Raw genomic sequence first — 13096 nt, 5'->3', positions numbered from 1 at the left:
ACGGCAGCGTCGGCGCGGGAGTGTTCTGGGGGGAGGTTCACTGGGGCTCCGGGGAGACGGTCGTGAGGGTGTAGAGATAGCGCATGAGGGTGAGCAGGGTGTCGCGGCAGGATGCCCGGTCCCGGGCGTCGCACTCGACCATGGGCACGGACTCGTCGAGGTCCATCGCGGCCCGCAGCTGGGTCATGGGGTAGGTGGGGGCCTCGGGGAAGCGGTTGACGCCGACGACGAACGGCACGCCGCGCTCCTCCAGTCGGCCGATCACGTCATAACTGACCTCCAGCCGCCGGGTGTCGAGCAGCACCACCGCGCCGAGGGCCCCCTCGAAGAGGCCGTTCCACAGGAACCAGAAGCGCTCCTGGCCGGGGGTGCCGAACAGATACAGCACCAGCTGCTCGTTGATGCTGATCCGGCCGAAGTCCATGGCCACGGTGGTCTCGGTCTTGTGCTCGATGCCGGCGAGGTCGTCGACGCCGACCCCGGCCTGGGTCATCGTCTCCTCGGTGGTCAGCGGACGGATCTCGCTGACCGCCCCCACCAGGGTCGTCTTGCCGACCCCGAACCCGCCGACGATGACGACCTTGACGGCCGCGGTGGCCGAGGCCGGCAGGACGTCCTCGCTGCGTGGCCCCGCGTGGGTGTCGGAGCCGCGGGCGTCAGAGCCTTTGCAGTCCATTCATCACCGCCTCCAGAAGTTGGACGTCGGGCAGCGCGGCCGCCGGCACCGGCGGCCGGGCCTCCACCTGGCTGCCGGCCAGCAGCTCCGTGAGCAGCAGCGTCAGCGTGCTGACGGGCAGCTCCAGATAGGCCGATATCTCGGCGACCGACAGGGGGTAGTCGCACATCCTGACAATGGCGGCGTGCTCGGGCTGGAGCCCCGGGTCGGTCTCCGTCCGGGACACGATCAGCGTCACCAGATCGAGCTCCGCCTTCTTCTCCGCGCGCGTCTGACCGCCAGTGAGGATGTACAGCCGGTCCGGACTGCCTGGCGCCGTCGCGGGGTCGGGTCCGGCGCCGGTCATGTCATGGACCCACTGACCCGCGGCGGGCTGGTGAGGTGCGAGCCGATGCGGGCCACCAGGTCCCGCATCCGCATGCCCATCAGTTCGGCGTCGACGTCGTCGTCGGCCAGCACCGCCAGGAAGGCTCCGGCCCCGGCGGCCATCAGATAGAAGAATCCGCCGTCGACCTCGATGACGACCAGGCGCATCTGCCCGTCCCCGTGCGGGAATTCCGCGGCGATGGCCGTCGAGAGACTCTGCAGACCGGCACAGGCGGCGGCCAGGCGGTCCGCGGCATCCGGATCCGTGCCGTGCTGGGCCATGCGCAGGCCGTCCGAGGACAGCACGATCACGTGGCGGGTCTGCGGAACACTGGTTGCCAGGTCCTTGAGCATCCAGTCCATGTTGAACCGCGGCTGCGTCACTTGGCTACTCTTCCTTGTCTGACGGGGTGTCACTGTCCGGCCGGGTGGCGTCCGGCTCCGGGGTCTCCCCGTTGAGTCCTCTGGTGAACGCGCCCAGCCACATGCCGGGCTGCTTGGGGGGTTCCTCCGGGTCGGCCTGCCGGACCGGCCGCGCGGTCTCGGCCCGCTCCCGCTCCCTCTCCCGCTGGGCGGCCGCCGCCCGGCCGAAGGGGAGCGGCGCGGGGCCGCGGCGCCGACGGCGCTGGGGCAGCCCGCTGTCCCCGAGCGGCGGGGGCACGAGGTGCTCCATCATCGGCGGCGGTGCCTCGGGGCCGGGCGCGGGGATCTTCTGGCCGGGCCGCCGCTTGGACTTGAAGGGAGGAAGCTTGGGCGCGCGCGCGATGTCGCCGCCGGGGTGCTTGCTCGCGGTGATCAGGTCCATGGGGATGACCAGCACCGCGCGCACGCCGCCATAGGCGGAGGGCCGCAGCGACACCAGGAAGTTGTAGTCGCGGGCGAGCCTGCTGACCACCGCCAGACCCAGCCGCGGCGCCTCGCCGAGGTCGTCCAGGTCCAGGGCGCCCTCGCGGTTGAGCACCCGGTCGGTGCGGCGGCGGGCCTCGTCGGTGAGGCCGACGCCGGCGTCCTCGATCTCCACCGCGATGCCGGACTGGATGTCGACGGCGGTGAGGTGCACCCGGGTCTGCGGGGGTGAGTAGCGGGTGGCGTTGTCCAGCAGCTCGGCCAGCGCGTGGATCACGGGCTCGACGGCGGCCCCGACCACGGCGACGTCCGCCACCGAGTGCAGGTCGACCCGCCGGTACTCCAGGATCCGCGACATCGCGCCGCGCAGCACGTTGTAGAGGGGGATCTCGTTCTTCCACTGGCGGCCGGGGCGGGAGCCGCCCAGCACCGCGATGCTGTCCGCGAGCCTGCCGGTCAGGGCGTTGCCGTGGTCGAGGTGGAGCAGATCGCCGAAGACGTCGGGGTCGTTGCCGTGCTTGTGCTCCATCTCCCGGATGTCGTACGCCTGTTGGTGCACGATGGCCTGCACCCGGCGGGCGATGTTGACGAAGGCGCGCTGCGCGGAGTCACGCAGCCCCTCCTCCGCCTGCACCGCCTCGATCACGGACTTGAGCACCGAGCGGTGCGCGGCCGCGTACCCCGGCTCCAGGTCGTGGGCCGGCAGGGTGTGGCGCAGGACGACCTCGGTCGGCTCGCCCCGCTGGAGCAGGCGGATCGCCTTGGGCAGCAGCTCCTTGGCCAACCGCCGTGTCTCCGCCTCGTGTTCGTCGAGCTGGTGGCGGAGCGTGGCCTCCTGCTCGGAGCACCGGCGGCGCAGCGCGGCGATCACCCGTCCCCGCCGGGCGGCCTCCGAGGCGGCCAGCGCCACCGCCACCGTGGCGACGGATCCGCACCAGGCCACCGGTGCGCGGGCATCCGGCGTCACGGCGAAAACCGCCGCTCCCGTGCATACCGCCAGCACCAATGGGGAGATCAGCCATATCAGCGCGGAGACGGGCCGCCGTTGAACAGACGAACCGGTACCAACCATCGAGATCCTCGGAACTTATCGGAAGGCGTGGGTGCCGGAGCGCAGCGTTCTCCATGACCTGTGAGAACGGCGGCAGCACAGCACTTGTCCGCAGCGTGTCGTGGTCGTCACGACCCGTTGCGCGTCTGGAGCGTAGCCTGTCGCGCGGCGCTCCGGCGTGAAGTTGTCATATTCGCTGATTGGCCTGACGAGGGAATTCGAAAGCCTGCATAATGCCCCGCCAGGTGAATTCCGAAAGCGCTTCCGAATTACCTGAATAAGATTTCGATCGGTTTCGGACATCGCCTTCCGGCCGGTTCCGGCCCCGGCCTGAAGGTCACGCTCCCGAGTGGTGCCTCTGTCGAACGCTGCCCCTGGTCCCGCGGACGGGGTTAGGCTCGCTCCACCACATCCTCCGGGGAGACAACGCCATGTCAGGGCCTCAGCGTGAACAGAACGCATCCGCCGCCCTGTTCGAGCGTGAGCTCGAGCTCAAGACCGCGGTACAGGCCGTGCACCGCTTGTGCGGGCACGCCGAAGAAGGGAGGACCCGGCTCGGTGGCCTGCTGCTCTACAGCGGCGAAGCGGGCCTCGGTAAAACGGCCTTGCTGACCGAGGTCCGGCGGTACGCCACGGAGAGCTGTCAGTGCACCGTGCTCTTCGCCCGCGGCAGCGAGTCCGCGCGGTCCGTCCCGTTCAACGTCGTGCGGCAGCTGGTCCAGCCGCTCCTCGCCGGTATGTCGTCGGACGCGCGCAAGGAACTGCTCAGCGGCTGGTACGACATCGCCGGCCCGGCGCTCGGCATCGCCCCGCCGATCGGGCCGCAGGACCCCCAGGGCGTCCGCGACGGACTCGACTGGCTCATCACCCAACTCGCCGCCATCCACGAGCCGGTGCTCCTCGTCATCGACGACGCGCACTGGGCCGACGCCGAGTCGCTGGCCTGGCTGACCTCCTTCGCCGCGCGGCTGCGCGAGACGCCGATGCTCGCGGTCATCGCCTACCGCCCGGCCGAACTGCCCGAGCACACACCGGCGTTCCGCGACATGGTCGAGGGCCGCTCCTCCCGGCCCGTCGAGCTGCGGGCCCTGACGCCCGACGCCGTCGCCCGGCTGGTGCACGGGGCCTACGGCGACAAGGCCGACGCCCCGTTCTGCCGTGAGGTCTGGGCGGTCACCGGCGGCAATCCCTACGAGGCCGTCGAGCTGATCGCCAAGTCCCGTGACCGCGAGCTGAAACCGATCGAGGAGTCCGCCTCCCTCCTGCGCGACCTCGGCGCGGAGACCCGGGGCAGCGGCCTGGTGACCGCCGTCGAGCAGCTCGGCGCCCCGGTCCTGCGGTTCGCCTTCGCCGCGGCCGTCCTCGGCACCGAGATCTCGCCGACCATGGCGGCGAACCTCGCCGCCATGGGTCCCGCGCAGGCCGACGAGTGCGCGGACAAGCTGCGCAAGGCCCGTATCCTCAACGGCACCGACCGCCTGGAGTTCGTCCACCCGCTGATCGCCACCGCTTTCTACCGGGCGATCCCGGCGGCCACCCGCACGGCGATGCACGGCCAGGCGGCCTGGGCGGTCACCGACGCCGGACAGGGCGCGGCCGCCGCCTCCCGCCACCTGCTGGAGGTCCACCCCGACGACGACGCCGAGCTGGTCGCACAGCTGCGGGTGGCGGCCCGCGAGCACCTCGCCGTCGGCGCCCCCGACGCGGCCCGCCGCTGTCTGGAGCGCGCGCTGCACGAGCCCCCGCCCGAGGAGGAGCGGGCCTCGCTGCTGTACGAACTGGGCTGCGCCACCCTGCTGACGTCGCCGCCCACCACCGTCAACCACCTCAGGACGGCGCTCGCCCTGCCGCACCTCACCGATGAGCTGCGGGTCGACGCCACCTTCCGGCTCTCCCAGGCGTACGCCCACAACAACCAGCTCCAGGAGGCGGCGCAAGTCGTCGCCGCCCAGGCCGAGCACACCCCGCCGGGGCCGGGCAGGATGCGGCTCCAGGCCGCGCACTATCTGTGGCAGGGCATCCAGGTCGAGGAGCGGGACTCCCAGGACCGGTCGCGGCGGATCGCCGAGCTCGCCGACCACCTCACCGGCCGGGACAACTCCGAGCGCGCGCTGCTCGCGCTGCGCGCCTTCGACGGCATGATCCGCAGCGAGGACGCCGTCCAGATCGTCGAACTCCTCGACCGCATCATGGTGGACGGGCGGCTGCCCAAGGGCCTGGACTGGACGAACAGCCAGTGGGGCTTCGAGCTCCCCAGCATGATCGGCATCACCTACGCCTACGCCGACCGGCTCGACCAGGCGGAGGAGCTCTTCAGCGAGGCCGTGCACGACTTCGAGCTCTCCGGCTGGCGTGGTGCCCATCTCGCGTTCGCCCACCACTTCCTGGGCCTGGCACACCGGCGCCGCGGTGAGCTGGTGGAGGCCGAGAAGCTGATCCGCAACGGGCTCAGGCTGGCCAACCGCCTCGGTCCCGACCTGCCCATCCAGTGGGACGGCACCTGCCTGCTGATCGACACGCTGCTGGCCCGCGGCCAGGTCGAAGCCGCGCAGGTGGTCGCCGAGGAGAACGGCTTCCGCGCGCCCTACTCACCGGCGATCGTCATTCCGGACGCCGCCTGTCTGGCCGGTCGGCTCCTGCTCGCCCGCGGGCGCACCAAGGAGGCCATCGCCGAACTGGAGGCGGCGGGCCGCAGGCTGGAGGAGCGCGGCAGGCACCACACCCTCTGGGCGCCGTGGGCCTTCGACCTGGCCGACGCGGTCGCGCCCGAGGACCCCGAGCGCGCCCGGTCGCTCGCCGGGCAAGCGGTGCGGCACGCCGCCCGGTTCGGCACCGACACCGCCGTCGGCGAGGCGCTGCGCCGGTCGGCCTCGGTGTGCGAGCCGGCCGAGGCGCTGGCCAAGCTCGACCAGGCCGTGACCCACCTCCGCAGGTCGCCCTGCGCCTACGAGTTCGCGGCCGCGCTGGTCGACCACGGTGTGGCGCTGCGCAGGGCGGGCCATGCCGAGAAGGCCGCCGAGCGGTTCCGTGAGGGGCTGGCCCTGGCCGAGAAGTGCGGCGCGGACGGCCTCATCGAGACGGTCCGCGTCGAGACCGAACTGGCCGTCGCTCCCGAGGAGGTGGAGTCGCCGGTGACAGCCCAGGGGTGACCCGGCGGGGGCGCGTCAGGAGGCGCGGCGGCCGGTCTTCCGTGCCGCGGCCTTCTTTGTTCCCTTGCCGGTGGCGCCCGCGGAGGCGGTGCTCTTCGCCGTGGTCCTACCGGCCCGGGAAGAGGACGCCGAGGATGCCGCCTTCTTGGCGGTCGTCCGCTTCTCCGCGCCCGCCTTCTTCGCCGGGGCCCGGGCCGCCTTCCGGGCGGGCCGGGCTTTCCCCGATTCCTCCGCGGGCTTCTTCGCGGCCGTGTCGATGGACGCCTGCAGAGCCGCCATCAGGTCGATGACGTTGTCCGGTGCCGGAGTCGTGTCCTTCCTGGACGGCGCGGGCCTGTCGGAGAGATGGGCCGAGATGAGCTCGCCCAGGGCGACCTCGTACTCGTCCTCCAGCGCGTCGAGGTCGAAGTCCTCGGACAGCGTGTCCATCAGACTCGTGGCCATCTTCAGCTCCTGCGGCCGCACGGTCACCGAGCCGGGCGGGGCCAGGCCCGCGCTGTCGCGGATCTCATCGGGCCAGTACATCGTGTGGAGGGTCAGCAGCTCGCCGTGGACCCGCAGCAGCGCCAGCGACTCCCGGGTGCGCAGCGCGATCTTGGTCACGGCGACCCGGTCGGTCTGCTTGAGGGTCTCGCGCAGCAGGACATACGGCTTGTTCGCCGCGGCGCTCTCCGGGGCCAGGTAGTAGGAGCTCGTCAGCTGGAGCGGGTCGATGCGGCCCGCGTCGACGAACGCCAGGACGTCGATGAGCTTCTTGCTGGGCAGCGGCAGCCCCGCCAGCTCGTCCTGGGTGACGACGGCGGTGTGGCCCTCGTCGTCCTCGAAGCCCTTGGCGATGTGCTCGTAGTCGACCTGCTCGCCGCAGGCGTCGCAGACCCGCTTCAGGTGGATGCGCCCGCCGTCCGCGTCGTGGACCTGGTGCAGCTTGACGCCGTGCTCCTGGACCGCGGCGTAGAGCCGTACGGGCACCGAGACCAGCCCGAAGCCGATTGCACCCTTCCACATGGTTCGCATAGTTTCTTCCCTCCGGGGGGAATTCCTACCTTATGCCCGCATCTTCGGAGAGGCAGGCGGTGGAGATCGAGGGACACCGGCTCTCCCTCACCCACCTCGACCGCGTCCTCTTCCCCGCCACGGGGCACACCAAGGCCCAGGTGCTGCGCTACTACGCCGAGGCCGCCGCGGTGATGGTGCCCCACACCGCCGGCCGCCCGGCCTCCTTCGTCCGCGCGCCCGAGGGGCCGGAGGGCCAGTCCTGGATCGCCAAGAACCCGCCCGGCGGGGCGCCCGGCTGGGTGCCGCTCGTCCCGGTGGAACACCGCGAAGGCGTCACCGAGCAGGTCGTCGTCGACTCCGCCGCCGCTCTGATCGCCATGGCCAACCTCGGGGCGTACGAGTTCCATGTGCCCCAGTGGACGGCCGCCGCCGGGCCCGGCGCGCACGACCGCCTCGTCCTCGACCTCGACCCCGGGCCGGGCACCGACCTGGTCGTCTGCTGCCGTGTCGCCCAGCGGCTGCGCCAGCTCCTCGACGACGACGGCCTCACCGCCCACGCCGTCGTCTCCGGCTCCAAGGGCCTGCACCTCTACGCCCCACTGCGGCCCGCGTCAGGGCGCGCCGTCTCCGCCTACGCCAAGGAGCTGGCCGCCCGCATGATGGGCGAACACCCCGGGCTGGTCGTGGTCTCCATGGCCCGCGTGGAGCGCCGGGGCAAGGTGCTCATCGACTGGTCGCAGAACGCGAGCGCCAAGACCACCGCCGCGCCCTACACCGTCCGGCTGCGCGACCGGCCCGGCGTGGCCGCCCCGGTCACCTGGGACGAGGTCGCGGCCTGCCGGGATCCGGGCGAACTCGCCTTCACCCCCGAGCAGGTCCTGGACCGCGTCGCCGACTACGGGGACCTGCTGGCCCCGCTCACCGGCGACGCCACGCGCGCCGCGCTGCCCTGACGGTCACCCCAGCCGGGTCAGGTCCGGGCGCAGCCGGTGCCAGACGGGGTGCCGCAGGTGGCCCGCGGGGGTCCAGCCGGAGAAGGTGATCTCGGCGACGAGCTTGGGCTCGCCCCAGTGCGCGGCCGGTACGTCCACCGGGCCCGCGAAGGGCGGGCCGGGCCGCGCGAGCACCTCCAGATAGCGGGCGAGCTCCCGCCGCTCCCGCTCGGACAGGCCGGAGCCCACGGAGCCGACGCAGCGCAGACCGGTCGGCTCGGCCAGTCCGACGAGGACGGCGCCGGGCAGCCCGGTGAGCGCGCCGCGGCCCTCCGTCCAGCCGCCGATGATCACGTCGACGGTGTTCACGTGCTTGGTCTTGCGCCATTCGGGTGAGCGGACGCCCGGGGTGTAGGGAGAGGCCAGCCGCTTGGCGACGACGCCCTCGTAGCCCGCCTTCAAGGTGGCCTGCCACGCTTTTCGCCCGTGCCCCTCCATGTGGGCGGGCACCGAGCAGTGCGGGCCGCCCAGGCCCAGCGCGGCGAGGGTGGCCCGGCGGTCGAGGTAGGGGGTGGCCAGCAGCGGGCGGCCGTTCAGGAACATGACGTCGAACAGCATCAGATGGACGGGGTACTCCATGGCCAGCTGTGCCGCGCGGCGCGGGTTCAGCACGCCCATCCGGCGCTGCAACAGCCCGAAGTCCGGCTGCCCCTGGGCGCCCAGCACCACCACCTCGCCGTCGAGGACCGCGGCCCGGCGCCGGAACCGCTCGCCGAGCGCGCGCAGCTCGGGGTAGGTGACGGTCGCGTCGTTGCCGGCCCGCGTGACCAGCCGCAGGCTCCCGTCGCCGGGCGCCTCGACCACGCACCGTACGCCGTCCCACTTGACCTCGAAGGCCCAGTCGGCGTCGTCGCCCTCGGCCGGCAGCGGGGCGGAGGTGGCGAGCATCGGCTGGATCGCGGGGATGGGGGCGCCCATGTCTTCGATGATCGTGGTGAACGGGTGCGGGCGCAGCTCGGCCGGGAAGGGGAGGGTCACCGGGCCCGGGTCCAGGACAGCAGCTCCTCCAGCGGCCACGTCGTCACCACCCGCTCCGGCGGTACACCGCACTCCTCCGCCCGCGCGCACCCGTACAGCTGCCAGTCCAGCTGGCCCGGGGCGTGGGCGTCGGTGTCGACGGAGAACAGCACGCCCGCGTCGCGTGCCTGCCGGATGAGCCGGCGCGGTGGATCCAGCCGCTCCGGGCGGCTGTTGATCTCCACGGCCGTGTCGAAGCGGGCACAGGCGGCGAAGACCATCGCCGCGTCGAAGTCCGACTCCGGGCGGCGGCCGATCAGCCGTCCGGTGCAGTGGCCCAGCACGTCGACGAGCGGGTTGGCGACGGCCGCGACCATCCGGCGGGTCATGCTGTCGGCGTCCATGCGCAGCTTGGAGTGGACGGAGGCGACCACCACGTCCAGCTCCGCCAGCAGCCCCGGCTCCTGGTCGAGCGAGCCGTCGTCGAGGATGTCGCACTCGATGCCCGTGAGCAGCCGGAACCCGTCGCCCTCCGCGGCGAGTCGCTCGTTGACCTCGGCCACGACGCGGAGCTGGGCGCGCAGCCGCTCGGATGACAGCCCGCGGGCGATGGTCAGGCGGGGGGAGTGGTCGGTGAGGACGGCCCACTCGTGCCCGAGCGAGCGCGCGGCGCGGGCCATGGCCTCGATCGGGCTGCCCCCGTCCGACCAGTCCGAGTGCAGGTGGCAGTCGCCCCGCAGCAGCGCCCGCAGGCTCTCGCCGCCCGCGGCCAGCGGCTCGGCGGCCTCCTCCTCCAGCCGTGCCAGATAGCCGGGGACGGCACCGCTCAGCGCCTCGGCCACCACGGCGGCCGTCTTCGGCCCGATGCCCTTCTCCTCGGTCAGCGAGCCGGACTCCGCCCGCCGCCGCACCTCGTCCGCGGGCAGCGACTCGATCACCTCGGAGGCCGTACGGAAGGCCCTCACCCGATATGTGGGCGCCTGCGCGCGCTCCAGCAGGAACGCGATCCGGTCCAGGGCCTCCACCGGGTCCATGACTGCCACCGCCTCGACTCGTCGGCCGCCTCCGGTCCCCACGGTGCGGGATCGCGGAGCGGTGCGCACTCCCATGCGTCGGCGGGTGAGTGCGTGCGTAACGCCCGGCCCGCCAGGGGAGGGTTCCGGCATGAGTGCCTCCCACAACAGCAGTGTCCCCCGTCCCGGCGGCCGCGCGGTGGTCCTCGGCGCGGGCATGGCCGGGATGCTGGCCGCGTCCGTCCTCGCCCGCCATGTCGACGAGGTGGTGATCGTCGACCGCGACCGGATGCCCGACGGCGCCCACCCGCGCAAGGGCCTGCCGCAGGCCCGCCACGCCCACCTGCTGATGTCCGGCGGGGCGCGGGCCGTCGACGCGCTGCTGCCCGGGACGCTGGAGCGCTGGCTCGCGGCGGGCGCCCGGCGGATGGCGCTGACGGCGGGGCTGGTGGTGCTGGGCCCGCGGGGGTGGTTCCCCCGGCTGCCGGGCACGCAGTTCCTCCTGGCCTGCACCCGTGACCTGCTGGACCTGGTGGTCCGCGAGCAGGTGCTGGCCCTGCCCGGCGTCGTCCTGCGGGACGGCACGGAGGCGGTGGCGCTGCTGGGCGACAGCGGCCGGGTCACGGGCGTGCGGGTCCGTGACACCGGGGAGCACACCGCGCGGGAGCTCGGCGCGGACCTGGTCGTCGACGCCTCGGGCCGGGGCTCCCAGGCCGCCCGGCGGCTGACGGACCTCGGGCTGCCGGTCGTCCATGAGGAGACCGTCGACTCCGGTCTGGTCTACGCCACCCGGATCTTCCGGGCGCCGCCGGGCACCGAGCGCTTCCCCGTGGTGAGCGTCCAGTCCGACCCCCGCGCGCGGCGGCCCGGCCAGGGCGCGACGATGCTGCCCGTCGAGGACGGCCGCTGGCTGGTCACCGTCTCCGGCACGCGCGGCGGTGAACCCTCGCGCAGCGCCGAGGACTTCGAGCCCTTCACCCGCGCCCTGCGCGACCCGCTCATCGCCGATCTGATCGACCGGGCCGAGCCCCTCACGGACGTCCACGTCACCCGCAGCACCGTCAACCGGCGCCGCTTCTTCGAGAACCTCCCCTCGTGGCCCGAGGGCTTCGTCGCGCTGGGGGACGCCGTCGCCACGTACAACCCGGTCTACGGGCACGGCATGTCCGTGGCCGCCCAGAGCGCCGCCGTGCTGCGTGACGCCCTGCGGGAGGCCGACCTCGACTCCCCGGGCCTGGCCCGGGGGATCCAGCGGTCGGTGGCCCGGGTGACGGGCGGTGCCTGGGATCTGGCCACCGGGGAGGACATCAACTACCCCGGCGCGATCGGCAAGAGGCCGCCCGCGGCGGCCCGGCTGCTGCGCGGCTACACCCAGCGCATGATGTGGGCGGCGACCGGCGACCCCCTGGTGCTGCGCGCGCTGATGGACGTCATGACGCTCTCCGCTCCCGTGACGCACCTGGTCAGGCCGTCGGTGGCGCTCGGGGTGGCACGCGGGCCCGGCGGCCGGGCGCAGTCCGGGCCCTCGATCACCCCGGCGGAGCTGGAGCTGTGCGGGCTGGCGCCGCGCTGAGGCGCGGGCGGTGCGCGGCAGGGCGGGGCGTCAGCGGCGCAGGGCCACCGGCGGCAGGAATTCGTGTTCGAGAGTCCGGTGCCACCAGGCGCCGGTCTCCCGCCGCTCCCGCCGGGTGGTGAAACGGTAGAGGTAGACCCGGGCGCGCACATGCGTGGGCGGCGTGCCGGGGAAGGGGTTGTGCCGCAGCAGGCGCAGCGTGTCCGGGTCGTTGACCAGCAGGCGTTCCACGAAGGGGCCGAACCACGGCTCGGCGTACGCGGGGGAGATCCCGGCGAACCACATCATCCAGTCGAGCCGCAGGTGGTACGGCGCGAACTGGCGCGGCAGCCGCCGGGGATCGCCGGGCTTGCCCTTGAAGCCGTACTCCCGCCACTTTGTGTCCCGGGTGATCCGCTCCTCGTCGGTGCCCTCGACGACGACCTCGTGGCGGCGGCGGTTGACGCTGCCGAACGCGCCGTAGGTGTTGACCAGGTGCAGGGCGTTGAAGGACATGTTCATCCGCTGGTGGTGCGAGAGCATGTTGCGGGCCGGCCACCAGCTCAGCACCGCCACCAGGGCCGTCGCGGCGAGGACCAGGACCTCGAACCACAGCGGCGGCCCGGCGAGGGGCGCGTGCCGGGGGACGGCGAAGAGGTCCGCCAGGGCCGCGCCGTCGACCGCGGAGAAGGCCAGCACGATGGTCAGCCAGTTGAGCCAGGCGAAGTTGCCGGAGACGACCAGCCAGAGCTGGGTGCAGATGATCACGCCCGCCGCGACGCTCGCGGCGGGCTGCGGGGTGAAGAGGGCGAGCGGGACGACGAGCTGGGCCACGTGGTTGGCGCCGGTCTCGACCCGGTGCAGCGGCCGCGGCAGGCGGTGGAAGTACCAGCTCAGCGGGCCGGGCATCGGCTGGGTCTCGTGGTGGTAGCAGAGGCACGTCAGATCCCGCCAGCAGCTGTCCCCGCGCATCTTGATCAGTCCCGCGCCGAACTCGACGCGGAACAGCAGCCAGCGCATCAGCCACAGCACGAGCACGGGCGGGTCCGTGCGCGCGTTGCCGAGGAAGACCGCGAGGAACCCCGCCTCCAGCAGCAGTGACTCCCACCCGAAGCCGTACCAGGTCTGGCCCACGTTGACGACCGACAGATACATCGCCCACAGCGCCGCCCACATCAGCATCGCCGCCCACAGCGGCACCGCGTCCGCGCCGCCCGCCACGACCGCCGCCGACAGCAGCGCACCGAAGGTCGTCCACCCCGCGAAGAAACGGTCCGAGTAGTGGAGGTGGAAGACCCCGGGGGAGCGCCGGAAGGGCACTCTCCGGGTGAAGCGTGGCACCGGCAGCATGCCCCGCTCACCGATGAGCGCGCGGAACTGGAGGAGGGCCGCCAGGAAGGCGACCAGGTAGACCGCGGCGAGCGCGCGTTGGAGGACCAGCCTGCTCAGCCAGTACCCCGAGGCCGTGAACCACTCCATGGCGTATCCGTACCACCGA

At 72.9% G+C, this 13096-nt stretch carries 11 protein-coding genes; 3 read left to right on the top strand and 8 right to left on the bottom strand.

All coding sequences use genetic code 11. The features are described from left to right. Positions 1 to 37: 37 nt before the first annotated feature. Genes ACH427_RS29170 through ACH427_RS29155 form a run of 4 tightly spaced genes read right to left on the bottom strand, consistent with a single transcriptional unit; the run spans position 38 to position 2960 of the window. Positions 38 to 676, bottom strand: coding sequence for an ATP/GTP-binding protein (locus tag ACH427_RS29170; protein ID WP_361534173.1), 639 nt, complete (start codon positions 674 to 676; stop codon positions 38 to 40). Further along, positions 657 to 1022, bottom strand: a complete 366-nt coding sequence (locus tag ACH427_RS29165) for a DUF742 domain-containing protein (RefSeq protein WP_398874227.1) — start codon at positions 1020 to 1022, stop codon at positions 657 to 659. Before ACH427_RS29165 ends, ACH427_RS29170 begins: the two co-directional genes overlap by 20 nt. Further along, positions 1019 to 1405: a roadblock/LC7 domain-containing protein gene (locus tag ACH427_RS29160; RefSeq protein WP_390750684.1), complete on the bottom strand. Its 387-nt coding sequence runs from the start codon at positions 1403 to 1405 to the stop codon at positions 1019 to 1021. Before ACH427_RS29160 ends, ACH427_RS29165 begins: the two co-directional genes overlap by 4 nt. Before the next feature lie 25 nt (positions 1406 to 1430). After that, positions 1431 to 2960: an ATP-binding protein gene (locus ACH427_RS29155; protein ID WP_398874225.1), complete on the bottom strand. Its 1530-nt coding sequence runs from the start codon at positions 2958 to 2960 to the stop codon at positions 1431 to 1433. A gap of 410 nt (positions 2961 to 3370) precedes the next feature. Between ACH427_RS29155 and ACH427_RS29150 the strand changes: the two genes are divergently transcribed. Continuing rightward, positions 3371 to 6088 (top strand): ATP-binding protein, encoded by a 2718-nt coding sequence (locus ACH427_RS29150; protein WP_398874223.1) that lies wholly within the window; start codon positions 3371 to 3373, stop codon positions 6086 to 6088. A 15-nt stretch (positions 6089 to 6103) separates the two neighbouring features. On the opposite strand, the gene ACH427_RS29145 is transcribed toward ACH427_RS29150, so the two are convergent. Beyond that, positions 6104 to 7093 carry a Ku protein gene (locus ACH427_RS29145; RefSeq protein ID WP_398874221.1) on the bottom strand — a complete coding sequence of 330 codons (990 nt, stop codon included), beginning with the start codon at positions 7091 to 7093 and terminating at the stop codon, positions 6104 to 6106. Between the two features lie 41 nt (positions 7094 to 7134). Between ACH427_RS29145 and ligD (ACH427_RS29140) the strand changes: the two genes are divergently transcribed. Next, positions 7135 to 8037 (top strand): non-homologous end-joining DNA ligase, encoded by a 903-nt coding sequence (gene ligD, locus ACH427_RS29140; RefSeq protein ID WP_398874219.1) that lies wholly within the window; start codon positions 7135 to 7137, stop codon positions 8035 to 8037. Positions 8038 to 8040: 3 nt separating this feature from the next. Here ligD (ACH427_RS29140) and ligD (ACH427_RS29135) read toward each other — a convergent pair whose 3' ends face one another. Both ligD (ACH427_RS29135) and ACH427_RS29130 read right to left on the bottom strand, forming a co-directional pair. Continuing rightward, complete coding sequence (gene ligD, locus ACH427_RS29135; protein ID WP_398874303.1) at positions 8041 to 8994, bottom strand: non-homologous end-joining DNA ligase; 954 nt, start codon at positions 8992 to 8994, stop codon at positions 8041 to 8043. A 56-nt stretch (positions 8995 to 9050) separates the two neighbouring features. Beyond that, positions 9051 to 10067, bottom strand: coding sequence for a PHP domain-containing protein (locus ACH427_RS29130; RefSeq protein ID WP_398874217.1), 1017 nt, complete (start codon positions 10065 to 10067; stop codon positions 9051 to 9053). A gap of 130 nt (positions 10068 to 10197) precedes the next feature. Between ACH427_RS29130 and ACH427_RS29125 the strand changes: the two genes are divergently transcribed. Continuing rightward, entirely contained in the window at positions 10198 to 11619 is a 1422-nt protein-coding gene (locus ACH427_RS29125; RefSeq protein WP_398874215.1) for an NAD(P)/FAD-dependent oxidoreductase, read from the top strand. Positions 11620 to 11649: 30 nt separating this feature from the next. On the opposite strand, the gene ACH427_RS29120 is transcribed toward ACH427_RS29125, so the two are convergent. After that, a complete protein-coding gene (locus tag ACH427_RS29120; RefSeq protein WP_398874213.1) occupies positions 11650 to 13077 on the bottom strand; it encodes a lipase maturation factor family protein in 1428 nt (475 codons plus the stop codon). Positions 13078 to 13096: the final 19 nt, after the last annotated feature.

Origin of the sequence: Streptomyces sp. NPDC020379 (assembly GCF_044387105.1) — a bacterium.
Taxonomy (GTDB): Bacteria; Actinomycetota; Actinomycetes; order Streptomycetales; family Streptomycetaceae; genus Streptomyces.
The sequence above is the reverse complement of the archived record's forward strand: the minus strand, read 5'-3'. Positions and strand labels throughout refer to the sequence as shown.

Excerpts from the sequence above, each read along its gene's own strand:
- ACH427_RS29170 (WP_361534173.1), bottom strand. The coding sequence starts at position 676 with ATGGACTGCAAAGGCTCTGACGCCCGCGGCTCCGACACCCACGCGGGG.
- ACH427_RS29165 (WP_398874227.1), bottom strand. The coding sequence starts at position 1,022 with ATGACCGGCGCCGGACCCGACCCCGCGACGGCGCCAGGCAGTCCGGAC.
- ACH427_RS29160 (WP_390750684.1), bottom strand. The coding sequence starts at position 1,405 with ATGGACTGGATGCTCAAGGACCTGGCAACCAGTGTTCCGCAGACCCGC.
- ACH427_RS29155 (WP_398874225.1), bottom strand. The coding sequence starts at position 2,960 with ATGGTTGGTACCGGTTCGTCTGTTCAACGGCGGCCCGTCTCCGCGCTG.
- ACH427_RS29150 (WP_398874223.1), top strand. The coding sequence starts at position 3,371 with ATGTCAGGGCCTCAGCGTGAACAGAACGCATCCGCCGCCCTGTTCGAG.
- ACH427_RS29145 (WP_398874221.1), bottom strand. The coding sequence starts at position 7,093 with ATGTGGAAGGGTGCAATCGGCTTCGGGCTGGTCTCGGTGCCCGTACGG.
- ligD (WP_398874219.1), top strand. The coding sequence starts at position 7,135 with ATGCCCGCATCTTCGGAGAGGCAGGCGGTGGAGATCGAGGGACACCGG.
- ligD (WP_398874303.1), bottom strand. The coding sequence starts at position 8,994 with ATGGGCGCCCCCATCCCCGCGATCCAGCCGATGCTCGCCACCTCCGCC.
- ACH427_RS29130 (WP_398874217.1), bottom strand. The coding sequence starts at position 10,067 with ATGGACCCGGTGGAGGCCCTGGACCGGATCGCGTTCCTGCTGGAGCGC.
- ACH427_RS29125 (WP_398874215.1), top strand. The coding sequence starts at position 10,198 with ATGAGTGCCTCCCACAACAGCAGTGTCCCCCGTCCCGGCGGCCGCGCG.
- ACH427_RS29120 (WP_398874213.1), bottom strand. The coding sequence starts at position 13,077 with ATGGAGTGGTTCACGGCCTCGGGGTACTGGCTGAGCAGGCTGGTCCTC.